Source organism: Desulfogranum mediterraneum DSM 13871, assembly GCF_000429965.1.
Lineage (GTDB): Bacteria > Desulfobacterota > Desulfobulbia > Desulfobulbales > Desulfobulbaceae > Desulfogranum > Desulfogranum mediterraneum.
Map to the genome: position 1 here is coordinate 89,988 of NZ_AUCW01000014.1, position 26,660 is coordinate 116,647.

Sequence of the window (26,660 nt, forward strand, 5' to 3'; positions counted from 1 at the left end):
CCTCCCGGCTGCTCCCTCCCCGGAGCAGTTGGGAGGTTTTTTTTTGGGGCTGAACAGGCCTTAGCGGCCCTTGCCGATCTGCTCCAACTCCTTTTTCCTCATCCTGGGCAGGGAGAGCAGGGCCACCAGGGCCAACACCGCCAACAGGTACCATGGGAACCAGGAGATTGAGGCCTCAAAGGCCGCATCCCCCACCTCCTCCGGGAGCCAGTCCGGGTGAAGCGCCCCCTGCTGCGCCCGGAGACGGCTGATCAGGAGGGCATAAAAGATCCCGATCAGGCCATAGGCCGCGTTAAAGGCCAGCCCCTTGAAGCTGAGTACCGTGGCCCGGTGATCCGAGGAGGTAATCTGGTTGAGGTAGTGGCTGGTGAAAAAAGAGGTCAGCATCATGCCGATGAAGACCAGCATCATCGGAAAGAGCCCCAGGTAGGGAATGAAGAGGGTCAGGCCAAAGAGGGTGGCCAGGGCCAGGGCCAGAAGGAGGAGGACATTCTTTTGGGGTGAGTAGTGTTCGCTCAGCCAGCGGGCAACCCTGGGGACAAACAGGCCCAAGAGGGCCACGGCAGAGCCGATCAGCCCGAAACTGGCCTCGGGCAGCTGGATCAGCCGATAGTACTGGCTGGTCATGGTGACGATCATCCGCAGGGTATGATCAAAGCTCATGGCAAAGAGGATGATGGCCAGGGCAAAGGGCGTCCTGAGGATCCACCCCCCTGCACCCAGGGTCATCCGCAGGACCTCGATCATCCTGACCCTGCCAGCGGTATCCAGGTTGATGCTGCCATTGACCACCTGGGGATCCCGCATCTGCAGGGTGGTCAGCCAGGCCAGGATCCCCAGGAGCAGGGTCAGGTAGAGCGGATAGCGCATGGTCACCTGCTGGTCCACACTCCCCTCCCAACCCAGCCAGTGGATACAGGTGTTGACCATACCGGGATCATAGGCCAGGGCGCCCAGGGTCATGGCGAAGATATAGCCGATATTCTGGGCCCGCATCTGCAGATCCAGCACCCGGGGCCACTGATCGGCGATTCCGGCCTCCACCAGGGTGTCATAGGCCATGGCCTCATCCGCGCCGCTGGCCATGGCCTCGGCCAGGCCGCTGAGGATCCGGTTGACCAGGAAGACGGAAAAGATCAGGCTGATGTTGCCCAGGGGGACAAAGGCTATCAGGGCCATCTCTGCCATCATCAAAAGGGTGGTGCCCACCAGCAGACGCTTGCGTCCCAGGAGATCGGCCAGGGCACCGGAGGGTACCTCTGCCAGAACGATGGTAAAGGCCCAGACCGTGTTGAGCAGGGCAAACTGTTCAATACTCAGGCCGTAATCCAGGAAGAGGATGGTAAATACCGGATAGTAGAAACGGGCGTTGAAGAGGACCCGAAAGAGGATGAACAGCCGGATATTGGTCAGGGAAAAGGGAGATATCGTTGTCTGCATGGCTGGCTTCTCTGGTTGCACGATGATCACTCCATTCGGGGAGTTGGCCGCTGATCAGGAGAAAAACAGGGGACACCTTACCGCTGCCGCCTCCTTGCTGCACTTCTTTTTGGCACCCGTCGGCAAAAAGAGCGCCTTTTTCCCAGACAGGGGCGGAGAGCAACCGATCCCTTCAAGGGCCTGCTCGCTCAAGAGATCCAAGCGCCATCGCGCCCGACGCCCCCCACCCCGGAGGCTGATCCAGGCCGCAAAAGAGAGAATGGAATGGTGCATTTCATTTTCTTTGCCTATACTGGAAAGGAGCAGACCGGGAAGCAGGGAGCTGCAGGACGCTGAGCGTTCCCATACGACCATGACCAGGTGCTCTTTCCGGTCCGGATCCAGCCCATGGCACGGACCAGGGGCGCCGACACCACAGTCGATCTTGTAAGATCTATGCGACCATTTTCCATTACCAGATATTTCGCCCTCCTCCAGGCCCTGATCCTGGCCGTAACGGCTCTGGGGGTGACGGCTCTCTTCTCGCCCTACCTGCTCCACAACGACTCCAACGAACAACTCAGCCGACTCCAGCTGCTGGCCAACGGCCTGCGCAATCAGGTGGCCACCGCCATCAGGCTGAGCCAGGATCAGGTGCTCACCACCCTGGTGGAACAGGCCAGGGAGTCCCTGATCACCCTGGCCGCTAAGAATCACCTGGGCAGCCTGTCCAGGGACGAGGCCCAGTGGCTGGCAGCCGACCTCCTCACCGGTACGGAGGTGGGGCAGGACGGCTACATCTTTGTCCTCAACAGCCGTGGGAGAGTCATGGTTCACCCGGACAGAGCACTGCTGGGTCGGGATCTTTCCCAGCTGGAGCCTGTTCGCCTGCTCCTTGACCACAGGCTCGAGCAGCAGCGGATGGAGCGGCTCGACTTTTTTCCCCTGGGAGCGGAGCTCTCCTCCCAGCCGCTGGAGATGCTGAGCAGCCACAGCTACTTCCAACACTGGGACTGGCTGGTGGTGGCGGTCATCCCCTGGAGCAGTGCCGCTCAACTGGTGGATTTTCCTGCCATCGAACAGAGCGTGATGCCGCCGCCGGGCCTGGAACAGGCCCTCCCCTTTCTGCTCTACCCCGACGGCAGGCTCTGGTGCCCGCCCTCCTCAGGCCCCGGCCCGGCCGAGCAGCTCAGCCCCCTGATCAAGACCATCCAGAGCCAAAGAGAGGGCAGCTACTCCTACGACTGGATGGATCAATCCGGCGACACCCCCCGGAAGAACACCCTCTTTTTCCACGAGATCAAAGGGGCCCAACTGATTGTCGGCATGGCCGGACCAACCTCAGGCGGCCTGAGTCGACTGCTCGGAGAGCGGCAAGGCCTCCTGGTTCCGGCGCTGCTGCTCCTCCTCCTGCTCCCGCTACTGGCCACCCTTGCTGCAGCGCTGTTGAGCCGGCCGTTTCGCCGCTTTGCCGGCCACACCCTTGAGCAGAGCAGCAAGGAAGAGGCCATCCAGGTCAGCCGCAGAGATCCCGCCGAACTGCAGCAGGTGGCCTGGGCCTTCAACACCCTGCTGGAACGCTTGGAGCAATCCAGGCTGCGCACGGAGCAAGAGCTAGAGATCAGTGAGGCCGTACACCGCCAGCTCAGCCAGGAGGTCCTGAGCAGAGAGCAGGCCCAGCAGCAGCTGCTGGCGGAAATCAGTACCAGAAAGAGCGCCCAGAACTATCTCCAGCTCTTCAAGAATATCTTTGACAACGCCATCGAGGGGATCATCATCACCGACAGCGAGGCCAAGATCCTGGCAGTCAACCAATCCTTCAGCGATATCACCGGCTATCAGGCAGAAGAGGCCATCGGCAAGAATCCCAACCTGCTCAACTCGGGTAAACAGTCCAAGAACTTTTACCGCAAGCTGTGGGAGTCGCTCCGGAAAAGAGGTTCCTGGTCCGGCGAGATCTGGAACCGCAAGAAGGACGGCACCATCTGGCCCGAGTGGCTCTCCATCAGTGAGATCCGCGATGGGGACAGCCGCACCAGCCACTACTTTGCCTTTTTCCATGACATCAGCGAACTCAAGCGACGGGAAAAGCAGATCTCGATCATGGCCTACCGGGACGCCCTGACCAAACTTCCCAACCGTGCCGCCCTGGAATCGCGCCTGACCAAGGCCATTGCCCGGGCCAAGCGCGAGGCCGGCATCCTGGCAGTGCTCTTCATAGACCTGGATAACTTTAAAAACATCAACGATACCCTGGGACACGACAAGGGTGATCAACTCCTGATCCTGGTGGCGGAACGGATTGGCCAGACCATCCGCAGTGAGGACACCCTCTCCCGCCTGGGAGGCGATGAGTTTATCCTGCTCAGCGAATCCATTGAGAATGAGAGCAGGATCTTCAACCTGGCCGGCCGCATCCTCCACAGCCTCAAGCACTCCTTTACCATCGGTGCCGGCAAGCTCTTCATCAACGCCAGCATCGGAATCTCCACCTATCCCAACGACGGCCAGACCACCTCTGAGTTGATCAAGAACGCCGATCTGGCCATGTACAGGGCCAAGAAGGAGGGGAAAAACAAGTTTGTGATGTTCACCCAGGAGATGCATGAAAAGTTCCTGGCCCATGTCCGCATCGAGAACTCCATCCGCATCGGCCTGGAGCAGCGGGAATTCCTGCTGTACTATCAACCAAAAATTGATATAGTCAGCCAACAGCCCACCTCCCTGGAGGCCCTGATCCGCTGGGAGAAGAACGGGCTGATCATCACCCCGGATAAGTTTATCCCGGTGGCCGAGGAGTCGGGGCTGATCGACCAGATGAGCCTCTATGTCCTGGAAGAGGTCTGTATCTTCCTCAACAGCCTCAAGGGGCAGGCCATGCCCATGGCTCCGGTGAGCGTCAACATGGCTCCCAGAACCTTCAACAACCTGGATATCGTCGAGACCATTGACGCTATCCTGGAAAGACACCGGATCGATCATCGCTACATCGACTTTGAAGTCACCGAGACCACGGCCATGCAGGATATCCAGCACACCCTCTCGACCATGAACCGCTTCCGTCAACGGGGCATCAGCTTCTCCATCGATGACTTTGGCACCGGTTACTCCTCCCTCAGTTACCTCAACGAGATGCCGGTCTCCACCCTCAAGATCGACAAGCGGTTCATCAGCGCCGAAGACAGCAACAGCCGCAGCATTGTCTCCACCATTACGGCCATGGCCAAACAGATGGAGCTCAAGGTGGTTGCCGAAGGCGTTGAAACCATGGAGCAGCTCAACTGGCTGCAGACCCTGGGCTGCCACGAGGCCCAGGGCTACTATTTTTCCCGGCCATTACCGGAAAAAGAGATCATCCGTTTTCTCCGGGGAGCAGCAGAGGAGTGTTCTGAGAGATGAAACCTTGCCTCAGCCACCCAGCGCGGCGCACCCTTACCATCCCAACCATCAGCTAAAGCCATTGTCCTCGACCCAGCAACACCACCCCCCTGCCGCCGCCTGTCCCGGTTGTGACCTGATCCTGGCTGCGATACCGACTCCGGAACATCATGCCGCCCTCTGCCCCCGTTGTCGCCACCTCCTCCACCGGGACAAACATAACCCCGTGGTCAAGACCATGGCCCTGAGCCTGACCGGCCTCCTGCTCTACCTGCCGGCCATCTGCCTGCCCCTGCTGACCATGGGGATTCTCGGCAGTCAGAGCGAGGCCTCGATCATCGGCTCCACCCTCCAGCTGATCCGGCAGCAACAGCTGCTGGTGGGCACGGTGGTCCTCTGCACAGCGATCCTCTTTCCCCTCTATCTCCTGACAAGCCTCTCCCTGGTCTCACTGGGGCTCCTCACCCGTCGACGTCCCCCCTGGCTGGCCACCCTCTTTCGCCACTACAACCAGCTGGGCGAGTGGGCCATGAGCGATATCTACCTGGTGGCCGTCTTCATCACCGTGATCAAGATGAACCATTCCGCCACCATCGACTTCAACCTGGGATTTTACTGTTTCAGCGGCCTGGTGCTGGTGATCATCGCGGCCCGCAGCGCGGTTGACCGCACCCTGTTCTGGGCCCTGCTCGACCCTGCCCGACCTGGGCCGGAAGAGCCCGAGAGCGCAAACCGGGAGCAACCAAGGAAACATACCGTCTGCCACAGCTGCCACCAGACCCTCTGGTTGCCCCAGGGCCAACCCCCTCCCCTGAAGTGTCCACGCTGCCGGGCCCTCCTCCACCGCCGGAAAAAAAACAGCCTCAGCCGGACCTGGGCCCTGCTGGTCACGGCCATGCTCCTCTCCCTGCCGGCCAACCTGCTGCCGATCATGGAGGTCGCCTCTTTTGGTGTGCCGGAACGCTCCACCATCATGGACGGCATCGTCTACTTTTTCCAGGATGGTTCCTACGGCATCGGGATCATCATCCTCACCGCCTCCATCCTGGTGCCGCTGTTCAAGATTATCGGCATGATCATCATCCTGCTCTCCATCCATTGCCGCTGGCAGCGGGGCCTGCGGCACAAGGCCGCCATGTTCCGCTTCATCGAGTTCATCGGCCGCTGGTCCATGCTGGACATCTTTGTCATCGCTCTGCTCTGCGGCCTGGTCCAGTTCGGTTTTCTCTCCACCATCAAGACCGCACCGGCAACCCTCTATTTCACCGGAGTAGTGCTCTCCACCATGCTGGCGGCCATCACCTTTGACCCCAGACTCCTCTGGGATGCAAGCAGCAACATCAACCAACGATAACGGCCATGCAACAGCCCACACTCCGCCCCAAGTACCTGCTCTCGCCCATCTGGATCCTGCCCCTGGTCGCCCTCTTAATCGGCTCCTGGCTGCTCTATACCAGTATCCAAAATGCGGGCATCGAAATCACCATCCACCTGGCCAATGCCAAGGGCATCACCCCTGGCAAGACCAAGGTGATCTTCAGGGGGATCCCCATCGGCACGGTCAAGGACATAGAGATCGACAAGGACATGCAGGGGGTCAACCTGGTGGTGGAGATGGAAAATCGGGCCCAGCCCTTCCTGGTGAAGGACACCCTCTTCTGGGTGGTCAAGCCGGAGGTCTCGGCCGGTAAGATCAGCGGTCTGGAGACCCTGTTCGGAGGCTCCTATATCGGTGCCCGCCAGGGGAGCTCCGGCGAAGCTGCCTTCCACTTCCAGGGCCTGGAAACACCACCGCCCCTCAATCCGAACATCCCGGGGCTCCGCTTCACCCTGGAGAGCGATACCCTCTATTCCCTGCAGCGCGGTTCCTACATCTACAGCCAGAACCTCCAGATCGGCCAAATCGAAGACTACGCCCTCCAGGACAACGGCAAGATCCTGTTCACCGCCCATATCAAGCCCGGCTTTGCCCACCTGATCAAGACCGGCACCCGATTCTGGAATGCCAGCGGCCTCTCCCTCAGCGGCGACCTCCGCCAGGGGTTGAGCGTCAACATCGAGTCCCTGGCCTCCCTGGTCTACGGCGGGGTTACCTGCGCCACCCATGCCTCCCTCAAGGATACCCCGGCAGCGGGACAGGACAGCCACTTTACCCTGTATAAGGATTTTGAAGCCGCCGAGTACGGGGTGCCCATGAGCCTGCGGATCACCTCGGGTGAAGGCATCATCGCCGGCAAGACCCAGGTCCTGTTCCGTGGCCTCAAGGTCGGGATCGTCAAGCGACTCGACATCAACCACGATCAGTTCCATACCGTCACCGCCACCATCCTCCTGGATCCCCGGGCCGAACCGATCCTCCGGGAGTCCACCCGCTTCTGGGTGATCAAACCCAAGGTCTCGGTCACCGGCATCACCAACCTGGGCACCCTTTTGGGAGGCAACTACATCACCTTTACCCCGGGTGAGGGGGCCTACCAGAATCACTTCAGCGAAGAGCCCGATCCCATGCCCAACCAGATTGTCCGGGAGGGCACCAGCTTCCAGCTCCAGGCCGAGGAGAGCGGTTCCCTGGAGCTTGGGGCGCCGATTCTCTACAAACAACTGGTGGTGGGGGAGATCTCCGAGATTGCCCTCAGCCCCGGGGGCGAAACGGTCACCATCTCCATCTTCCTCTACCAGCCCTATGACCGGCTCATCCACAGGGACACGGTCTTCTGGAACGTCTCCGGCATCTCCATCGACGGCCGCCTGTCCGACTTCAGTATCAACCTGGCCTCCCTCCAGGCCCTGCTGGCCGGGGGGATCGCCTTTACCAACCCCAAAACAGTGGGGAGCCCGCCGATTCCGGCCATCGCCGGCAGCATCTTCCCGCTCTACGACGACTTCAACCAGGCCCTCCAGGCCAACCAGGCCCTCCAGCCCCAGGGCCTGCGCCTCCGGCTTACCACCCGCCAGCTGCCGCCGCTGGTGGTCGGCTCGCCGCTGTTCTATAACAACATCAAGGTCGGCCAGGTCCTGGAGGTTCAGCTGGCCCAAGGTGAGCAGACGGCCCAGGTGGTGGTCCTTATTTCCGAGGAACACCGCCGGCTGGTGACCAGCAGCTCCCGCTTCTATGATCGCTCAGGCATAGAGATCGCCGCCTCCCTCAAGGGGGTGAAGATCAGGGCCGGCTCCATGGACGCCATCCTCTCCGGCGGCCTGGCCTTCTATACCCCCCCCGGCGGCAGCCCTGTTGACGAGACCAGCACCTTTCCCCTCCATGCCGGCTACCAGGAGGCCCTCCATGCCAAGGACCTCCGCTTAAGCCTCCGCTTCAGCCCAGGGGCCCGGGTCGATCCCCAGACCGAGATCACCTACCAGGGCTTGGAGATCGGCCGGGTGGAAGAGGTGGAGCTGGACCCCGAGAGCGACGCCCTGGTAGGCAAGGCCTACATTGTGGCCAAGGCCGCCCACCTCTTCTGCAGCGACAGCCAGCTCTGGCTGATCAAACCGGAGGTCAGCCTCAACGGCATCCGTCATCTGGACACCATCCTCAGCGGCCCCCAGATTGCGGTCAGCAGGGGGAGCGGCCCTCCCCGCAGCGAGTTTACCGTCCTAGAGCGACCGCCCCGGACCAGCGCCACCGGCCCTGGGCTGACCCTGGTCCTGGAGAGCCCGCGGCTGGGCTCGCTGACCATGGGCAGCCCCCTCTATTACCGCCGGATCCAGGTTGGCAGGGTCACCGGCTTCAAGCTCTCACCCACCGCCCAGACGGTCTGGATCCAGGTCACCATCGATCCCGCCTTCTCGCATCTGATCTACAGCAACAGCCGCTTCTGGCAGGCCAGCGGTCTGACCGTCAAGGCCGGCCTCTTCAGCGGCATCAGCGTGGCCTCGGAATCCATGACCGCCCTGGTCAAAGGCGGGATCGCCCTGGCCACTCCCGAAGGAGCTGCCATGGGAACCAGGGCCAGGGATGGCGACCACTTTCCCCTGGCAGCCAGTGGGGAAAAGGAGTGGCTCCTCTGGCAACCGGTCCTGCCCCCGAAGGCGGTCCCAGCGACCCAAGCCTCAGCAGAACAGCCTGCCGCAGCCGGGAAGAGGTCGCCCCGGCAGCGAGAGCGACAACCAGCCCTGGGTCAGGAAGATCCCGGGGACGACTACCTCTAGCTACCGCCTACTCCCTCTAAGCACCCTTCTTGCCAGGCCGCCCCGGAGCAAGCCGTCCGGGCACGGCCATCAGAGGGCGGAGGATGAGGCCTTGGTCTCGGCAAAGAGATGGTTGCTGACCAGCGAGAGGCAGATGGCAAAGCCTATGGCGGCACTGCCCAGGAGGACGTTGAAGTAGACCGGGGCGACCAGGGCGATCCGGATCATCAGGGTGGCCAGGGCATAGCCTGAGTTGCGGAAGACAAACTTGGCCGAGGGATGAAAGCACTGGGAGATCAGGACGATCAGGATATCGGTGAGGATCAGCAGGGTATAGAAGTCGTGGAAGAAATCCGCCTGTTCCTGCCCAGCCGGGATCTTGGTGACGCTGTAGCCGCCCATCACAAAGAAGGCAGAGAGCAGCAGCAGGGAGATCCCCTTCTTGGCGGCCACAAAACCGTAGAGATCCACCCCATGGCTGCTCTCCTCGGTCCGGGTCTGGATCTTGTAGTAGAGGCCCAGGAGGCCGAAGATCAGGAGGGCCCCAAAACCGTTGGAAAGGATATGGAGGATCTTTTCCTCGTTACCCAGGTAGGTAATGGGCTCGGGGAAATAGGAGAGTTCCTTGAAGGCGTTGCGGATCAGGATCAGGGAGAGGATCTCAAACTGCTTGCCCAGGGAGCTGGAAAAGGAACAGGGTAGGACAAAGATCAGGCTGATCACCTCCAGCACCAGGATCAGGGAAAAGGCGGCCTGGACCGCATAAAAATGGTTCCCAGGCACCAGCTCGGCCAGGGGCGCGGGCAGGAGCTGACGCCGCTTAAGTTCGATCACCAGCAGGTTGACCACAAAGAGGAGCACCAGGGCTGCGGATAACTTCCGATGGAGCTGCTCATGTTCGTAAAAGTTATGGAGCGGGTCAAAGATAAAGGTAATCCGGTCATAGACCCTATGCATCACAGCCATACCAAAGCTCAGCCTCTGTCGGTCTCAGGGTTTAAAGAAGCGCAGCCGGTTGGCATTGGTCACCACCGTGACCGAGGAGAGGGCCATGGCCGCACTGGCAAACATGGGATGGAGCAACCAGCCGGTCAGGGGAAAGAAGAGGCCGGCTGCCAGGGGGATGCCCAGGGTGTTGTAGATAAAGGCGCCAAAGAGATTCTGTTTGATGTTGGTGATGGTGGCCCGGGAGATGGCCACCGCCGCTGCCACATGGTGGAGTGAGTCCCCGGTGAGGGTGATATCGGCGTTTTCGATGGCCACATCGGTGCCGGAGCCGATGGCAAAGCCGGTATCGGCCTGGGCCAGGGCCGGGGCATCGTTGACCCCGTCGCCCACCATCCCGACCCTCGCCCCCTGCTGCTGGAGCGCCTGGATCACCTCCTGCTTGCCGGCAGGCAACATCTCGCTGTGGACGATCTCGATCTTGAGCTGGGCAGCCACGGCCCGGGCCGTGGCCCGGTTATCGCCGGTGCACATCACCACCCGGATACCCCGCTGCTGGAGGGCTGCCACCGCTGCGGCCGAATCTACGCGGACGGGATCCTTGAGGATCAGGAGGCCGACCAACTCCCCCTCGCGGGCCAGCCAGACCGGGGTTCCCCCGCTCCTGGCCTCCTGCTCAGCCGCCTCGGCCAAGACCACGGGCAGCTCCGCCCCCTGCTCTGCCATCAGCTGCTCGTTGCCCAAGGACCAGAGCCTGCCCTGACAGCGGGCCAGGACACCTCGACCGGGCACGGCCTGAAAATCGACCATCTCTGCCGGGCGGAGTGATCGCTCCTCTGCTGCCCGAACCACGGCCTCGGCCAGGGGATGCTCGGACTGGGCCTCCAAGCCGGCCGCCACCTGGAGCAGGGCCTCTTCGTCCAGTTCAGCGGCCGCCATCAGACTGGTGACCGTGGGCCTGCCCTGGGTGAGGGTGCCGGTCTTATCCACCACCAGATGGCTCAGGGAGGCGGCGGTCTGGAGTGCGTCGGAGTTCTTGATCAGGACCTGACATTCCGCAGCCCTGCTCATTCCCACCATGATGGCGATGGGCGTGGCCAGCCCCAGGGAACAGGGACAGGCAATGACCAGGACGCTGATGGCCGTGGTCAGGGCATAGGCCAGTCTGGGTTCGGGCCCGAGAAGCAGCCAGAGGGCGCAGCTGAGGAGGGCGATGCCGATCACCACCGGCACAAAGACGCCGGCCACCCGATCCACCAGCCTGCCGATGGGCGGCTTGGAGAGCTGGGCCTCTCTGACCAGCCGGATGATCTGGGAGAGGGTGGTCTCTTCGCTGCTGCGCCGCACCTCCATGAGAAAGGCACCGGCACGGTTCATGGTGCCGCCGGTGACCTGATCGGCGACTGTCTTTTTAACGGCCAGGGGCTCACCGGTGAGCATGGACTCGTCCACGGTGGAGCGCCCCTCCACCACCACCCCGTCCAGGGGCACGGTCTCGCCGGGACGGACGCGGAGCAGGTCGCGGACACGGATCAGGGAGATGGGCAGTTCCACCACCCCCAGAGGCCGCTCGACCCGTCCTCGCCGGGCCTGCATCCCCACCAGGGAGCCGATGGCCTCGCTGGACTTGCGTTTGGCCCGCACCTCCAGGCCATGGCCGAGCTGCAAGAAGGAGAGGATCATCACCGAGGCGTCCAGGTAGAGATGGCGACTCTGACCAGGGAGGAGTTCGGGAAAGAGGATCACCAGCAAGGAGGAGAACCAGGCCGCCGCAGTCCCCAGGGCCACCAGGGTGTCCATGTTGGCCCCCAGGTGACGCGCCTGTCTCCAGGCGGTCTTGTAGTAGTTGCCGCCGCTGTAGGCCATGGTGGCCAGACAGACCAGGGCCATGGTCAACCAGAAGCCCCGATGTCCCACAACCGGCGGAAAGAGACCGCTCATCTGACCAGCCATCACCCCAGCACCCACGGTGATGGCCACCAGGGCGCGTCGCCAGGCCTGCCTGATCGCTCTGCGGCTCTCTGCGGCCTGCCGGACGGCCGGATCCTGGTAGCGCTCTTCAATCCTTGCCTTGAGGCCCAAGGCCTTGAGCCGAAGGAGCAGGTCTCCCGGATGTTCGCTGCTGCTCAGCTCAAGCCGGTCATCCCGCCACTCCATCTGGGCCCGCCTGTCAGCGCTGCTCAGGAGATCCTGGATCCGGACTCTTTCTTCAGGGGCCATGGGCCCGGCAAAGCGGATAAAGAAAGTCCCCGATGCAGCCCCTGCTGGGGACAACTCGGCCTGATAGCCCCTGGCCGCCACGGCCCGGACCACTTCCAGGGGGTCACCTCCCCTGACTCGGGCCTTCTGTTCCAGGAGGTTGACCTGGGCGCTGACAACCCCGCTGCTTGCCAGAATAGCCTGTTCCACCGCAGCCACACAACTGGCGCAGGTCATCCCGCTGAGTTCCAGCTCATAGTCCGCCTCTGAAGATGGCTCCTCGGCAGGAGCGGAGAGCACGGCCTGATAGCCCTGGTCCGCCAGGGCACGGATCACCGCCTCCGGTTCTCCGCCGCTGACCCGGACGCTCTTCTCCAGCAGATGAGCCGTGACCGCAGAGACCCCTGCCGCCTGGGCGGCAATCTCCTCGATCCGGGCCACGCAGCTGGCACAGCTCATGTCGGCAACCGCCAGGGTGTAGACCTTTTCAGGTGTGGCCGACTCGCCGGGAGACGGTTCGGCCGACTCCGCCCAATCGGTTCCAGCACCTGCTGGAAGATACTGAGGCGCATAGCCGGCCTCGCGGATGGCAGCCATCACCTTCTCCACCTCCCCGCCCCGGACCCTCACCAGGGTACGCTCCAGGTCGATGCGGACCTCAGTCACTCCGGCCATGGAGCCGACCAGCTCAGCGATGCGCTGTTCGCAGTGCGGGCAGCTCATATCCGGAACCGAGAGCAGATAGTCCCCCGCTTCAAGTCCTGTCTTCATCCCATTCTCATCCCTGTTCATTGCTCATGTCCCCCATACAGCTCGTCTCTTCTCGGCGCTCCAGCCTGAAAGAGCTGTCTCGCTTCTCTTCTCCCCACCGCAGCCTCAGATGGGCAGGATATGGATCTCTTCCTGGAGCGGATAGTTGCCCTGGATCAGGAGGCCATGGCGTCCATCGATGGAGACCGGATCTCCGAAATGGATCTGAAAGCCGTTGATCTCGGCGTACTCTCCGGTTTCGTAGACCTGCATATCCCGACAGCCGACCACGCAGGTCTTCTCCAGCCGGGTGGCCACCACCGAGGCATGGGAGGTCTGGCCGCCACGGGAGGTCACCAGGCCGTCGACCATGGAAATCTCCCGGATATCCTCGGGAACCGTATCCTGCCTCAGGAGGATCAGCACCGCCTCCCCATCCTCGGCCCGCAGCTGGCGGATATTCTCCTCGGTGAACACGGCCCGACCGGACATGGCCGAGCCCGAGACCCCGATCCCCTTGGTGAGGATATTTTTGTGGGCCAGGTCGCTGTCGGTGAAGACATTGAGGTGCTCCTTCTTCTTGATGGTGATCATATCCCTGGTCTGGAGGATGTAGAGATGTTCCGGCCGGGGCCCCTCAAAGGTAAACTCGATCTCCTGGGGGTTCCAGCCCTTGTCGTAGACCAACTCCCGGCTGATCTCCCGCAAGCGGTTATAGATCTCAGGAAAACGCAGCTCCAGGCTGTTATCGGCATCCCGGCCATCCAGCTCTGCCTGCTCCACCGAGACCGGATAACTGGTCACCAGACCCGAGACGATATCCTCACCCTGATCACCCGGGGCATAATCGCCCCAGAGGGCCACCCGCCGGACCTTGCGGTAGGGGTGGGCAGTGAAGAGGACGCCGCTGCCCGCCTGGAGGCTGATATTGCCGTAGACCATGGCCTGGACGATCACGGCGGTGCCCCAGTCGTCGGAGACATCCATCAACCGTCGATATTCCCTGGCCTTGGCAGTGTTCCAGGAATCGAGCACCATCTCCACGGCCCCGACCAACTGGAGCCAGGGGTCTTCGGGCATGCCGTAGCCGCGCTTGCGGACCGCCCGCTGGTAGTTGAGGGCCAGTTGCCGCATCTGCGCCGGCGAGAACTCCCGCTTGAGATGAACGTTATGCTTGAGCTTGTGTTCGTTCATCAGCTCCTGAAAGTCTTCCCGGTCCATGCCATGGGACATCCCCCATGACTGGAGAAAGCGGCGGAAGTTGTCCCAGGCAAAGGACTCCAGCTGGGGGTTGCGAGCCACAAATTCCTCCACCAGCTCGGCATTGGTACCCACATTGTGGATGGTGGTCATCATCCCGGGCATGGAGATGGCCGAACCGGAGCGCACCGAGAGCAGCAGCGGTTTCTCTGGGGAACCGAAGTTGGCGTTGGTGAGCCTTTCGATCTCGGTGATGGAGGCCCGGACCCGCTGCATGAACTCGTCCCGGGCCCGGTCGAACTTGCGCACCGCCTCATAGCAGCGGAAGATCTCGGTGGTGATGATGAAAGCCGGGGGCACCGGTTTGTCCTCCCTGGCCATGACCACCAGGTTGAAGCCCTTGTTGCCCAGGTGGATCAGGTTATGGGTCCGCATGTTCTCGGCATGGAGGGAGCTGATCGCCTTTTCCGGGTTATAGGACATCAACAGGTCCAGGGTCTCCTCGTCCAGGAGATCCTTCTGGGCCTCCAGGGTCTGGATGATCTTGCCGATGAAGTTGTCCAGATGCTGGAGTCCGAAGGCGGTGGCAATCAGCTCCCGGAAAAAGGATTCCGAGATCCGGAGCACGGATTCGGGCATATTCTCCTCATCCCAGAGGCTGCGGTACTTGGGACAGATATTCTCCCGACCGATCTGGGGCACGATGATCGAAAGGTTGTTCTGGTGGATGTTGGTATAGTAGGCATAGATGATGTCCTTGATCCCCTCGGAAAGCCCCCGCATGATATCCAGGTGCTGGGTGTAGGAGAAGCGCTTAAGCCCGATGGAGGAACCGAGCAGGCTGATGGAGGTATCCAGCCGGCGACTGGTGATGCCATCCACCTGCAGAGCCTTGGAGAAGAAGCGCAGACACTTGAGGATCAGGATAAAGGTGGCCTGGGTGATGAAGGAGAGGTTGACCGATTCAAAGAGGCGCTCCAGGTAGATGTTGGCCAGGCTCTCCAGGCGGAAGGTCAGGCCCAGGGCATCAAACTTGCGCTCCGAGTAACGGCCATAGACCGAGGGGATATCCACGGCGATGTGGCGCTTGTAGTAGATCTCTTCATTGGGTTCAAAGCACTCCTCACTGAGGATGACCTGACGCAGGTGGGCCAGCTGATCCAAGAGAGCGTCCAGGCAGCGGAAGGGATCGTCCTCCTCCAGGACCGCCAGGAGCTGTTCCAGTTCGGGAAAGCCATTGAGGATGGCGTGTTCCAGCTGGAGATGGAGTTCGGGCAGGCTGAGGTGATACTTGAGATGGAGCAGCTTGTACATCTTGACCAGCAGGTTGAAACGACGACGTTCCGCCTCACTGATATCCTCCTGCTGGTCCAGGTAGGCCTGCCGCTCCAGATCACCCCACTGGAGGATGTTGGTCATCCTGTTGAAGCGCAGCTCCTCCTGGATCCGTTGACCCAGGCGATGCTGATCCTCCACATAGGGGCCGCTCACCGCCACCTCCTGGAGGACCTCCTCGGGAAGATACTCTTCCAGATAGCCCTTATCCAGGGTGAGCCAGAAGGTGAAGATGGCCTCGATAAAACCGACAATCAGGTTACTGGACTCCACATGGGCCTGTTTGCGCAGGAAATGGACCAGCACGTCCCGTCGCTGATGGATCTCATCGATCTCGGTGGAGACGTCTCTCAGCTCCCCCTCTGCCCCGATCTCGTTGAAGAACACCGGCATCAGCTTAGTAAACTGCTTGGCCAGGTTGTAGATCGGTTCAATGGGATGGTTGAGCAGGTCGGTGATATCCCGCTGAAAGAGATCGGTATCCTTGACGCAGATCCCGGAGAGCTGGATATTGATGATCAGGGCGGAAAACAGGGTGGAGCACCACTTGGGCTCCTGCTGGATCAGGTTGAGCCAGATCCGGATATTGGTCAGGTGGGCCGGATTGGCGATGGGCTGCCAGTCTTCGTCCACGCCGCGGACCCCGGCATACTGGAAGCCGAAGCGCACCGCCTCCCAGAGAAAGGCCTCCACCAGGCTGGAGCTGTCCTTCTTAAAGACCTCGTTGCCGATCACCTGGATACACTGCAGGGAGGTATGGGGATAGCGCTTGACATTGGCCTTGAGCAGCTGAAAGGTGGTGATGAAAAAACGTTCGATCTCTTCAAAGCTCTGGCTGCGGATCAGCTGGACCAGGGAGCGGTTGATCTCCCGGAGGGTCTCCTCGTGGATCAGGTAGAGGCCGCCGGTGTCCATGATCCGAAAGAGAAAGAGCAGCTTCCGGTTTTCCACAAAGTGGGACTCTGCCTCGTTGCCCTCGGCCACCAGATGGGCGGGAATGCCCCGGTAGAGCCGGACGATATCCATGTGATTGGGCAGCTGGACCATGGTGACCAGGCCGGCCCGGGGATCATGGCTGGAGTCGATCCCATCCAGGGCACGACGGTGGGTCCGGATCTGCTCGTGGGAGATGGCGATCAGTTGGGCGCCGGCCTGCCAATTGCTGCAATACTCGCCGCAGCGCTGTTCAAACCAGGGCAGGGGATCCTCTTCCCCCAGCCAGTAGTCGTAGTTGCATCGCAGGATGGTCTCCATCAACCGGGACAATGGGCCGAAGTCAAAGGATTTATCTACCAGGCCATCGTCCAGGGCCAGCACCTTCTTGGCGATCCGCCTGACCGGATGATGTCCCTGGACGATGAACATCATCACCTGGGGATGGGTGCTCTCAAGCCGGCAGAGACGGCGAAAGAAGCGGTTGAGTTCCTCCTCGTAGCGGAGCAGACCCGCTGGCTCCAGGGAGTTGATCAGCTTATCGCCACAGGCAAGCATGGCATCCACAGTCCGGGCCACCAGCTGCTCATTCTTGACGGTATCTTCCAGGGCCTCGAAAAAGATGCCGACAAAGAGAGAAAAGGCCTCAGGGCCCTGGTCATGACGGTGGTAGTGGTGGAGGTTCTTCAAGACAAAGGCCCGCAACTCCGGAATAAGCAACTTCCAGTTGCGGTAGGGGTGACTCACCTCATAGAGCAGGGCTTCAATCTTGGTCGTCAGGCCTTTATAGCCGGCCACAATGGCGGAGAGCGGCAGGTAGGCGGGGTTGATCTCAACCTCGCCCGCGGTTTCCTGAAGATTGGCTTTTAAGGCATCAGACTCGATGGCCGGCGATGATCCTTGGGCAGACATACAGAACCTCTATGGAAAATGGGGAGAAAACATCCTGATACCCAGGAAGTGTAAAACGGATTGGCTGGAAAGTCAGCTCTTGTTTTTCAGAGCAGGAATCCCCTGCCGGCCTCTGGCTGGTTTTCCCTTTGCCGGCGAGCAAGGGGTCCACCCACGGCAAGGCTGGAAAAAGGTCTCCCTTCTCCTGGATGGAGATCGCCTTTTAAGCAGGACAACGGCAGCTCGAGCCTCTCGGAACAGCTGGGACGTCCGGGAAAGTGGGGCAGTCGCGTCATGGCGGGAGGGGATCCAAGGGACCCGGAACGCGCCTTAAAGCCTTGTCAAAAAAACTGAAGCTGCTACTCTTAAGAGCAAGCGGCTGGAACCGGGTTTTCCCGCTTTCCCATGGCTGCGGTCCGGGTCAACTGTGCCGGGCCGCGCCCCAACCTGATCTTTATGAAGAGCACTCCATGCCCCTTACCAGGATCTCTGCCCCTATCCCTGTTGTTCTCCTGCTCCTCCTGCTGATGTCCCTCGTTCCCCCAGGCCACGGCAGCGCCTCTGAGCCGCCTCCCACGCTAACCATCGCCATGGCTGAAACCGACTGGCCGCCCTTTTTCTCCAGACCAGAGGCAACGGCCTGCCCCCAGGGCATGTTGCCGGCAATGCTGAAGGCCCTCTTTGTCGAGGAGCTGGGCTGGCAGCTCCGCTACCTCTACCAACCGTGGAGCCGGGCCCAGAACGAGGTCAGACTGGGCAATGCCGATATTCTCCTCACCGTGCCCACGGCGACCAGACTGGGCTACACCCGGAGCACCGCCCTCCCCTTTCTCCGGCTCTCCCTGAAGCTCTACACCTATGCCGATCATCCCAGGCTGGAACAGATCAGAGAGATCCGCTCGGTTGAAGCGATCAGAGAGCTGGACCTGCAGATGGTGAGCAACCAGGGCAACAACTGGTTCAAGACCAATATCGAGGCCCAAGGCATCCCCACCACCTGGGTCAACACCGATGAGCAGATCATCCGCTTTCTGGCCCTGAAGCGGGCCGATGCCACCATCGAGGTCCCTGCGGCAATGAACCTGATGAGCAGGCAGCTGCAGCTCTCCCAGGGCCTGGTCCAGACCGAGGTCAGCTTTGGCCCCGTCGAGTTCTTCCTGCTCCTGGGGAAAAAGTCGCCCCTGACCCGGCGGCTGGAGGAGATCAACCTGGCCCTGGCAAGCCTCTCCGCCGCCGGGACCTTCCAGGAGATCCGCGCACAGTATCAACCCGCCCCCCCGGACGGCAGGGAGAGCAGCCCAGCTATGCCTCCAGGCGATGCGCCCAGGTGAAGAGATGAAAACTCCCTCCCGCTGCCTGCTCGCCGGCCTCGCCCTGCTCCTCAGCTACGCCCTGATCTGCGCCGCCTATATCCGACACCAGGAGCTGCTTGACCGGCAGACCTTCCACAACCATGCCGTGATCATCAGCGACGACATCTGGGCCCTCAACCCCGCCGGACCGAAAAACTACCTCCGTTTGGCCATGGAGGCCCATGCCTACGAGTCCTTGACGGTCACTATCCCGGGCAACCCGGCATTCCTCCAACTCACGGCCCCCCACCTGGAAGGCTTGAACAAACTGCTCTTTACCGCCGGCATCATTGCCCTCAAGCCCCTTGAAGAGCAGCTCGTCCATGGCGAACTCACCATCGGCAGCCTCCAGGGAAAACAGTATGTGCGGGTGATCTTCCCCCTGCTCAATATCCTGGCCCTCTTCCTGCTGGTGGTGCTGGTCCTGGGCCTCATAGGCTACCTGCTCAGGCGACGCAGGACCCTGGAGGAGCTGGTCCGGGAACGTACCCGCAAACTCTGGGAGAGCGAGGGGCGCTTCCAGGACCTGGTCAACCTGCTCCCGGAGATGGTCTTTGAGACCGACCTGGAGGGCACGATCCTCTATGCCAACACCATTGCCCAGGAGCGGCTGGGATTCAGCACCGGCCGCTCCACCGAGATCAACCTGTTTTCCTTTATCCAGGATCAGCTCCGCAACAGGGCCAGGGACGGTTTCCAGCGTGCTCTCCAGGCCCCTGACTCCAGCCTGGAGGAGCTGACGGCCCTGGACCGCGAGGGTCGCCCCTTTCCCATTCTCTTTCGGACAGCGCCGATTATCCAGGGCAACAAACTCGCCGGGGCCAGGTCCATAGCCATCGACATCAGCGAACGGTATCAGCTGGAGGAGCAACTGCGGCGGGACCAGAAGATGAAGGCCATCGGCCTGATGGCCGGCGGGGTGGCCCACGATCTGAACAACATCCTCTCCGGCATCGTCAGCTATCCGGAGCTGATGCTCCTGGAACAGGACGAAGAGAGCCCCCTGCGTCCGCCGCTGGAGGCTATCCGCAGGGCAGGCCTGGAGGCCTCTGAGGTGGTCGCCGACCTGCTCGCCGTTGCCCGGGGGGTGCCTGCCACCACAGAGATCAGCACAGCCAACGATCTGATCCTCGCCTATCTCGACTCACCCGACTTTCGGCAACTGCAGAGTCGTTATCCGCTGATCACGGTGGAGACCGAGCTGGAGCCCGGGCTCCTCCCCATCTCCTGCTCTCCCATCCATGTGCGCAAATCTCTGATGAACCTGATCATCAACGGCATGGAGGCCATTCACGGCAAGGGATTGATCAAGATCGTCACCAGAAACGAGCTGGAGCAGCAAAGCAGCAGCAGAGAAGCAGGGCCAGGAGCTATCTCTGCTCAGATCCTGGTCAGTGATAGCGGCCAGGGCATCAGCAGCCATGAAATCGAACACATCTTTGAGCCCTTCTATACCAAGAAGATCATGGGCCGCAGCGGGAGCGGACTGGGCCTGGCCGTGGTCTGGAACACCATGCGGGATCATGGCGGCAGCGTCGAGGTGGTCAGCTCCGCCCAAGGCTCCACCTTTACCCTCAGCTTTCCAAGCGTGGACAGCCGGAAGCTCCAGCCGCTGCCCGGGGCCAGGCAACAACTCCACCAGGGCCAGGGTGAGACGGTCCTGATCATTGACGACCAAGCCAACCAGCGGGAGATAGCCGGCCAGCTGCTCCACTCCCTGGGCTACAACGTCAATGCGGTCTCCTCGGGTGAAGCAGCTGTGGAATGGTTGAAATCCTACCACGCCGATGTTATCCTCCTGGACATGTTGATGACGCCCGGACAATACAATGGCCGCAAGACCTTTGAGCAGATTCTCCAGGTCAAGCCGGGCCAAAAGGCGATCATCGTCAGCGGCTTTGCCGAAGACCATGACGTCCGCTTGACCCGGCAGCTGGGAGCCACCCATTTTCTGGCCAAGCCATACACCCTTGATCAGATCGGGACCGCGCTCTCCGAGACCCTGCATTAATGCGCTCAGAGGGGAATCCCCAAGCAACAACGATCTTCTGCCTTTTGAGAGATTTGCCGATGAACATCGTCTGCCCTATCCGACCGATTATCCTGGCCGCCATCCTCGGTCTGCTCAGCGCCACCGCCGGCCTGGCCAAGGAGCCCCTCTACTGGTTGGAGGCAGTGGCGCCGCCCTTCTTCATTCACCAGGGAGCGCTGAAGGGCCAGGGATACGAAGATCTCCTCACAGCACTCTTAAAGGAACAACTCCCGGACTATGAGCACCGCCACCTGCCGGCCAACATCTCCAGACACTATCAGCAGTGGAAACAGGGCGAAAACGCCTGCAGCCTGGCCATGTACAAGACTCCGGAACGAGAGGAATTTGCCTACTTCTCCATCCCCAGCGTGATCACCCTCCCTCCGGTGCTGATCATCAGTAAGGACAACTGGGAAAAGTTCGACAACCAATCCACCGTCCTGTTGAAGGATCTGCTCAACAGCAAACGCTACCTCATCGGCAGGGCCAGAAACCGTTCCTATGGCACCACCATGGATGAGATCCTCGACACCCATGGCAGTGAGGCTACCATCTTTTCCTATGAAGGACCGGAGCTGACCCTCAATCTCTTTAAGATGCTCTTAGCGGGCCGAATCGACGCCCTCCCGGGGCTGCCGGAAGAGGCGATGTACCTGGCCGAGACCATGGGGATCCGCGACCGGATCATGACCCTGGGGATTGTCGAAAACCTCAGCAACCCCCGGGCCATGCTGACCCATGTGGCCTGCTCCAAGACCGAGTGGGGCCAGCAGACCATTGCGGTCATCAACACGGTCCTCAAACAGCAACGCCCAACAGAGCGCTACCGCCGGGCCTATGAACGCTGGTTGGATCCCGCCAGCATCCCCCTGTACCGAAAATTCTATCAGGAGGTGTTCCTTGACGAACCGCAAGCCAACACTGCGGAGAAGAGTTTGGAACATCAATAAAAACGGCCCAGCCGGGCAAACGGCGACAGGTCACAGGGCCGGAGCTCCCCTCTAGCTCTGCCCGGCCTGAGCGGCCAGGAGCGAGTCCAGCTGATTGGCAAAGAGCTGACGATCCCGCCGACTGAGCGAGCGAGGCCCACCGGTATCGACGCCGCTGCTGCGCAACTCCTCCATGAAATCCCGCATGCTCAGACGGGCGGCGATGGTCTCTTCACTATAGCGTTCCCCCCTGGGATTGAGGCCGACGCCTCCCCTGGCGACCACCTCGGCGGCCAGGGGAATATCGGCGGTAACCACCAGGTCACCTGGTTCCAGGCGCTGGACGATGGCGTTATCCGCCGCATCAAATCCCGAGGGCACCTGAAGAAAAGAGATCCAGGGTGAGGGCGGCACCTGCAAGCGACGATTAGCCACCAGGGTCAATGCCACCCCCACCCGCTCGGCAGCCTTGAACAGGATCTCCTTGATCACCGCCGGACAGGCGTCACCATCCACCCATATCTTCATCGCTGTTCCCTGCTCCCGGATCCTGGATCAACCTGCCTGGGGAGCGACTCCCTGGGCCAGCTGGAATAGGGGTAACTGGCCAACCTGGCATTAAAGTAACGCGAGTCATCGGTCACCTCCATGCCCAGCCAGGGAGGCCGGGCAAAGGACTGCTCTTCGCTTTCCAGTTCTATTTCAGCCACAATCAGTCCCTGATTTTCCCCAAAAAACTCATCCACCTCCCAGGTGAAGCCCTCATGCTCCACCAGATAGCGCTTCTTCTCGATCAGGGGCGGCTCACAGAGTTGCTCCAGCATGACCATGGCATCCTCCGGAGGAATCGGGTACTCAAACTCCATCCTGGAGGGTCCCACACTGGCCCCCTTGATGGTCAGGTAACCCTGATCGCCGACAAGCCGTACCCGCACGGTGCGCTCCTTGGAGGCGTGGATATAGCCCTGACAGTAGACCTTTCCCCGCCCCTGCTGCCTCCACTCCTCACTGCTGACTAAAAACTTTCGTTCAATTTCAATACCCACCATTCACCTCGATCTCGGCCTCAGCCTGAAACGGTTCAACCCTTGAAAAAAAAGCTCCCCAGCGACCCCGAAGCCTCGTCCGGAGCAGATAAAGAAAGCCCTTGCTTCCGATTTTTGCTACTCTCCCGGAAAAGGGATGAAGAGGGCCACAGCCCGCTTCCAGAGCAACGCAGCTGGGCTGGGTCGAAAAACCGATTCCCCTCTCCCCTGTCCCGACACCTATCATTCCCTCAATCATCAGCCCTTAGCGCCCCCATGTTCACTCCAGAAAGCAACCAATTCACCCTCTCCCTCCCCCACTGGGCCACCGACCAGCTGAACAGCCTGCCTGCCAAGCTGTCCACCCTTGAAGAACGGATGGAGGCAGTGCTCCTCTTTGCAGGCCTCAACGTCCGACACCAGAGCGGAGGGCCCTTTGCCGCCGGGGTCTTTAGCGCGGATTCAGGCCGACTGGTTGCCATGGGAGTCAACCGGGTCATGCCCGGCAACTGCTCTTCGGCCCATGCCGAGATCATGGCCCTCTCCCTGGCCCAGCAGAGGCTGGGCAGCTACGACCTGGGTGCCCCGGGATCCGACGCCCATCAGCTGGTGGTCAACTGGTGCCCCTGTGCCATGTGCTTTGGCGCGCTGCTCTGGTCCGGGATCCGTTCCCTGGCCATCTCCGGTTCAGGCCCCCCCCTGGAGGAACTCACCGGCTTTGACGAAGGCCCCCTTCACCCCCAATGGCGGGAGGAACTGGCCCGGCGGGGTATAACCCTTCAGGAAAATATCCTCCGGGAAGAGGCCATCGCCCAGTTCAAGACCTTTGCCGCCTCCGGACAACCGGTCTACAACGGCCGCCAAGGCTAGCCCTCTGATCCGTGTCATCCTCATCGGCCTGTTGGCAGGCCTCTTTTTCAGCACCACCGTTCTCCTGAACAGGGCCATGAGCCTGAAGGGCGGCCGCTGCGGTAGACGCCTGCTCCGGGAGTTGCGACGAAACGGGTGCTTCTGCTGGCTCAGCGGCTCGATCGGTTTTGGAGCCGCGTTATTCAAGCCAGAGAAAAATAATCAGGCTCGTTGCCGGGCCGCCATTTGATGTTGCAGCCCATGGCAGGTTTCTGCTCCCCGGCTATAGGTTCCCCCTTGAGCAGGGCGTCCAGGGCCCTGCGCAGGTCCCTGCCGCTGACCGCCACCTGATTGCCGGGCCGGGCATCATCCAACTGACCACGATACACCAGCCTCTTGTCGCCATCAAAGAGAAAAATATCCGGGGTACAGGCCGCCTGATAACGCCTGGCCACCTCCTGGGAAGCGTCGTGGAGGTAGGGGAAGGATAATCCTTTCCGCCGAAACAGCGTCTTCATCTGGTCATGACTGTCATTGGGGTAGGCCTGGTCATCGTTGGCGTTGATGCCGACCATACCGATCCCCTTGGCAACATACTCCCGGCCCAGGGCAATGAGCTCGGCCAGGACATGCTGCACATAGGGGCAGTGGTTGCACATAAACACCACCAGCAGCCCCTTGGTGGCGGGGATATCGTCCAAGGCAACCATGCGGTCGCTGGTATCGGCCAGGAAAAAGGCAGGGGCCCTGGTGCCCAGGGCCAACATATTTGAAGCGGTCAAAACCATGGTATGCTCCTCCACAAAAAAATGGGCAGGCTGAGGCAGATAGAGTGCTCTGCTTGCTCCGGCCGCGGGCAAGATCACCCGCCGCTAGATATCGGCAGGAAAGCTGGAGCAGATCACCACCTCTGATTGCAGCCAAACCATAACCATGATCCATCCTTTTACCAGATTCCCCCCTGACCTTGCCAGAGAAGGGTCCACTGAATCGAGGGAGCCCAAACCATTCCCGCGGGCTCTCTGCTCCGGTGCTCAACAGTTATCTATTGATAACCACAGGATCTTATTATAGGATATAGGATACAGTCAAGACAAGCAGCAGGAGACTGCTCGGACCAGGGATGAGCAGGGATGAGCAAGTCCTGGCAGAGTCCTGGCAAAGTCCAAGCAAATAGCCCCGGGAGCTTCTGCCGGAAAGAGCTGCAAGGGGTTTGAGACCAGCCTACACAGTTGCTCTTTTGGCCAATCTTTGGCCAATACTCTTTTTCTCTGAGCTGCACCGAGCCTGCAACACCAGGCAGATGCCTGCGGCCCCTTTTTTCCAGGCCTTGGTGCTGGCGCTCAGCAGAGCTTGAACACGATACCCTTTTGACACCCTACCCACAGCACAGGTCAGCCCATGCACCATGGCGTTTTTTTTGGTTTAGCAACCCTTGATATCATTCACTATGTCCCCCGTTTTCCTGGGATCAACGAGAAGCTGAAGAGTGAACGGCTGCTCTCCTATGCCGGAGGGCCGGCGACCAACGCAGCCATCGCCTTTGCCTCCTTTGGCAACCCCTGCTCCCTGATCAGCGGCCTGGGCAACCACACCGCCAGTCAGTATGTGCGGGAAGAGATCAACCGCTTTGGCGTTAATCTAAAGGACTATACCGATCAACCCGACCGCCCCCCGGTGATCGCCTCGATCATCGTCGACCTCTCCTCCGGCAGCCGGACCGTGGTCTACGCCAACACCGATGCCAGACGTCTCAGGCGAAAGGCCGCCCACCAGAGCCTCCTGGAAGACGCCGACATCCTCCTTTTGGACGGCCACTATATCCGCCGGGCAGTGGAGATGGCAGCACGGGCCAGGTCCATGGGGATCCCTACGGTCCTGGACGGGGGCAGCTGGAAGGAGGGTGAGGAAGAGCTGCTCCCTTTCATCGACTATGCCATCTGCTCCGCGGACTTCAGTCCCCCTGGTTGCAGCAATCAGGAGGAGGTCATCCAGCTGCTCCGCGACTCCGGAATCGAGAAGATCGCCCTGACCAGGGGTGCGGAGCCCATCCTGATCCAGGAGGGAGAAGAGCGCTCAGAGCTGCCGATCATGGCCGTCAAGCCCCTGGACACCCTGGGGGCCGGCGACATCCTCCACGGCGCCTTCTGTCACTACATCCTTGACCACGACTTTGCCTTCAGCCTGGCCAGGGCCTCGGAGCTCGCCACCCTCTCCTGCACCTCCCTGGGAACCCGCGCCTGGATAGAGCAGGAAAAATTTATCTAGGCCTGAGCCGACCCGGCTCTGCTCAACGCTGCCGATAGGGGATGCGGCAGTAGTCGATCCCCCGGGTGGGGACAATACCGTTCTGTCCCAGAAACATCTTCAGGGAGTTCATGGAGATACCGATATTGGAGGTGGGCCCCAGAAAGAGGTGGTCCAGTTGGATGGGATGATCGGCGTCGGGCTGGAGTGCAAACTTCACATAGGGGACCAACATGGCATTGGCCTCCCTGAAAGAGATGGGCGCACTCGCGTCGGTATAGACCGGAGAGACAATCCGCCACTCCTTCTCCTCCCGGAATGAAGGATGCTTGATCACGGCAGCGATCTTCAAGAGATCGATCTCGATCTGTTCAAAGACCAGGTGATAGATGGCGGAGAGCTGTTCGCAGCTCTCACCGCCCCGAAGCTGTTGCTCCACCTGCGACTCCACCGCATCCAGCACCTGACGGATCAGCCGCTGCTGACTGCTGGAATCATAGATACACTTGCCGATCTGAAAGTGCTGCCTGTGGGCACACTGGCGGATATAATCTGCCGCAAAGCCCAGGCTGACCCCCTTGCCATGGGTACTGTAGCCCCGCCACTGACTGAGCAGATTGCCATGGGAACGGAAGGAGGCACCAAAGAGCATGTGACCGTTGGTGATCCGATGGCTCACCCAGTCATCAAATTGTCCCAGGAGATCGGCCTTGCCGTGTCCCTGGGCGATGCGCTCCTTGACCTCCTGGTGGATCAGATCTGCCGAGTGCCTGAGCTCGGCAGAATCGTTCATGTAGCGGATATCGCTGGCCCAGAGGGTACCTCCACCGACGATGCCCAACAGGCCGGTCAGGGTGGTATAATGGTAGAGGACCCCCTTGGGGATGTCTCCGAACAACTTTTCCGTTAAAATTCCGATTTCTTGCACGTCCTGTTCCTCTGCAGAGGCGGGCCTGATCCGCCTTGCCGAGCGCGGCCTGACCTCAAAAAAAACATCCTTGAGTTTTTCAAATCAACCTGGTATTGAGGCCTGTCGGCGACAGGGCTA

At 60.9% G+C, this 26,660-nt stretch carries 16 protein-coding genes; 8 read left to right on the forward strand and 8 right to left on the reverse strand.

The annotated features are described in order from the left end of the window. Positions 1-60: 60 nt before the first annotated feature. Positions 61-1,440 (reverse strand): MFS transporter, encoded by a 1,380-nt coding sequence (locus G494_RS0106885; protein ID WP_028583939.1) that lies wholly within the window; start codon positions 1,438-1,440, stop codon positions 61-63. A 435-nt stretch (positions 1,441-1,875) separates the two neighbouring features. On the opposite strand from G494_RS0106885, the gene G494_RS25230 reads away from it, so the two are divergent. The 3 genes from G494_RS25230 (at position 1,876) to G494_RS0106905 (ending at position 8,946) form a co-directional block, all read left to right on the forward strand. Next, the gene (locus G494_RS25230) at positions 1,876-4,818 is read left to right on the forward strand and encodes an EAL domain-containing protein (RefSeq protein WP_051305471.1); all 2,943 of its coding nucleotides are present in this window, start codon (positions 1,876-1,878) and stop codon (positions 4,816-4,818) included. A 61-nt stretch (positions 4,819-4,879) separates the two neighbouring features. Further along, positions 4,880-6,151, forward strand: coding sequence for a paraquat-inducible protein A (locus G494_RS0106900; protein ID WP_028583941.1), 1,272 nt, complete (start codon positions 4,880-4,882; stop codon positions 6,149-6,151). Between the two features lie 5 nt (positions 6,152-6,156). Then, positions 6,157-8,946 carry an MlaD family protein gene (locus G494_RS0106905; RefSeq protein ID WP_028583942.1) on the forward strand — a complete coding sequence of 930 codons (2,790 nt, stop codon included), beginning with the start codon at positions 6,157-6,159 and terminating at the stop codon, positions 8,944-8,946. 69 nt (positions 8,947-9,015) lie between these two features. On the opposite strand, the gene G494_RS0106910 is transcribed toward G494_RS0106905, so the two are convergent. The 3 genes from G494_RS0106910 to G494_RS0106920 form a co-directional block, all read right to left on the reverse strand. Next, a complete protein-coding gene (locus G494_RS0106910) occupies positions 9,016-9,891 on the reverse strand; it encodes a hypothetical protein (RefSeq protein WP_028583943.1) in 876 nt (291 codons plus the stop codon). Between the two features lie 24 nt (positions 9,892-9,915). After that, positions 9,916-12,840 (reverse strand): heavy metal translocating P-type ATPase, encoded by a 2,925-nt coding sequence (locus tag G494_RS0106915; RefSeq protein WP_051305485.1) that lies wholly within the window; start codon positions 12,838-12,840, stop codon positions 9,916-9,918. Positions 12,841-12,945: 105 nt separating this feature from the next. Then, positions 12,946-17,199 carry a PEP/pyruvate-binding domain-containing protein gene (locus G494_RS0106920; RefSeq protein WP_028583945.1) on the reverse strand — a complete coding sequence of 1,418 codons (4,254 nt, stop codon included), beginning with the start codon at positions 17,197-17,199 and terminating at the stop codon, positions 12,946-12,948. 449 nt (positions 17,200-17,648) lie between these two features. On the opposite strand from G494_RS0106920, the gene G494_RS0106925 reads away from it, so the two are divergent. Genes G494_RS0106925 through G494_RS0106935 form a run of 3 tightly spaced genes read left to right on the forward strand, consistent with a single transcriptional unit; the run spans position 17,649 to position 21,512 of the window. Then, positions 17,649-18,509 (forward strand): substrate-binding periplasmic protein, encoded by an 861-nt coding sequence (locus G494_RS0106925; RefSeq protein ID WP_028583946.1) that lies wholly within the window; start codon positions 17,649-17,651, stop codon positions 18,507-18,509. 4 nt (positions 18,510-18,513) lie between these two features. Then, positions 18,514-20,541, forward strand: coding sequence for a hybrid sensor histidine kinase/response regulator (locus tag G494_RS0106930; protein WP_028583947.1), 2,028 nt, complete (start codon positions 18,514-18,516; stop codon positions 20,539-20,541). Between the two features lie 59 nt (positions 20,542-20,600). Next, entirely contained in the window at positions 20,601-21,512 is a 912-nt protein-coding gene (locus G494_RS0106935; RefSeq protein ID WP_028583948.1) for a TIGR02285 family protein, read from the forward strand. Positions 21,513-21,563: 51 nt separating this feature from the next. Here the strand turns inward: G494_RS0106935 and G494_RS0106940 are convergent, their stop codons facing one another. Together G494_RS0106940 and G494_RS0106945 are read right to left on the reverse strand one after the other, a co-directional pair. Continuing rightward, on the reverse strand, positions 21,564-22,019 hold the full coding sequence (locus G494_RS0106940; protein WP_028583949.1) for a YaiI/YqxD family protein: 456 nt from the start codon (positions 22,017-22,019) through the stop codon (positions 21,564-21,566). Beyond that, positions 22,016-22,537, reverse strand: coding sequence for a CYTH domain-containing protein (locus tag G494_RS0106945; RefSeq protein WP_028583950.1), 522 nt, complete (start codon positions 22,535-22,537; stop codon positions 22,016-22,018). Before G494_RS0106945 ends, G494_RS0106940 begins: the two co-directional genes overlap by 4 nt. A 255-nt stretch (positions 22,538-22,792) precedes the next feature. Here G494_RS0106945 and G494_RS0106955 point away from each other — a divergent pair, with 255 nt between their 5' ends. Then, on the forward strand, positions 22,793-23,386 hold the full coding sequence (locus G494_RS0106955; protein WP_028583952.1) for a nucleoside deaminase: 594 nt from the start codon (positions 22,793-22,795) through the stop codon (positions 23,384-23,386). Positions 23,387-23,568: 182 nt separating this feature from the next. Here the strand turns inward: G494_RS0106955 and G494_RS0106960 are convergent, their stop codons facing one another. After that, complete coding sequence (locus G494_RS0106960) at positions 23,569-24,153, reverse strand: thioredoxin family protein (RefSeq protein ID WP_028583953.1); 585 nt, start codon at positions 24,151-24,153, stop codon at positions 23,569-23,571. A gap of 613 nt (positions 24,154-24,766) precedes the next feature. Here G494_RS0106960 and G494_RS0106965 point away from each other — a divergent pair. Beyond that, positions 24,767-25,633 (forward strand): PfkB family carbohydrate kinase, encoded by an 867-nt coding sequence (locus tag G494_RS0106965; RefSeq protein WP_028583954.1) that lies wholly within the window; start codon positions 24,767-24,769, stop codon positions 25,631-25,633. A gap of 22 nt (positions 25,634-25,655) precedes the next feature. On the opposite strand, the gene G494_RS0106970 is transcribed toward G494_RS0106965, so the two are convergent. Next, on the reverse strand, positions 25,656-26,540 hold the full coding sequence (locus G494_RS0106970; RefSeq protein ID WP_028583955.1) for a DUF2971 domain-containing protein: 885 nt from the start codon (positions 26,538-26,540) through the stop codon (positions 25,656-25,658). Positions 26,541-26,660 lie beyond the last annotated feature (120 nt).

Bases quoted from the DNA above. Each gene is read 5' to 3' on its own strand.
- G494_RS0106940 (WP_028583949.1), bottom strand. From the start codon at position 22,019: ATGAAGATATGGGTGGATGGTGACGCCTGTCCGGCGGTGATCAAGGAG.
- G494_RS0106905 (WP_028583942.1), top strand. From the start codon at position 6,157: ATGCAACAGCCCACACTCCGCCCCAAGTACCTGCTCTCGCCCATCTGG.
- G494_RS0106885 (WP_028583939.1), bottom strand. From the start codon at position 1,440: ATGCAGACAACGATATCTCCCTTTTCCCTGACCAATATCCGGCTGTTC.
- G494_RS0106960 (WP_028583953.1), bottom strand. From the start codon at position 24,153: ATGGTTTTGACCGCTTCAAATATGTTGGCCCTGGGCACCAGGGCCCCT.
- G494_RS0106915 (WP_051305485.1), bottom strand. From the start codon at position 12,840: ATGAAGACAGGACTTGAAGCGGGGGACTATCTGCTCTCGGTTCCGGAT.
- G494_RS0106930 (WP_028583947.1), top strand. From the start codon at position 18,514: ATGAAAACTCCCTCCCGCTGCCTGCTCGCCGGCCTCGCCCTGCTCCTC.
- G494_RS25230 (WP_051305471.1), top strand. From the start codon at position 1,876: ATGCGACCATTTTCCATTACCAGATATTTCGCCCTCCTCCAGGCCCTG.
- G494_RS0106935 (WP_028583948.1), top strand. From the start codon at position 20,601: ATGAACATCGTCTGCCCTATCCGACCGATTATCCTGGCCGCCATCCTC.
- G494_RS0106910 (WP_028583943.1), bottom strand. From the start codon at position 9,891: ATGGCTGTGATGCATAGGGTCTATGACCGGATTACCTTTATCTTTGAC.
- G494_RS0106965 (WP_028583954.1), top strand. From the start codon at position 24,767: ATGCACCATGGCGTTTTTTTTGGTTTAGCAACCCTTGATATCATTCAC.
- G494_RS0106925 (WP_028583946.1), top strand. From the start codon at position 17,649: ATGCCCCTTACCAGGATCTCTGCCCCTATCCCTGTTGTTCTCCTGCTC.
- G494_RS0106955 (WP_028583952.1), top strand. From the start codon at position 22,793: ATGTTCACTCCAGAAAGCAACCAATTCACCCTCTCCCTCCCCCACTGG.
- G494_RS0106920 (WP_028583945.1), bottom strand. From the start codon at position 17,199: ATGTCTGCCCAAGGATCATCGCCGGCCATCGAGTCTGATGCCTTAAAA.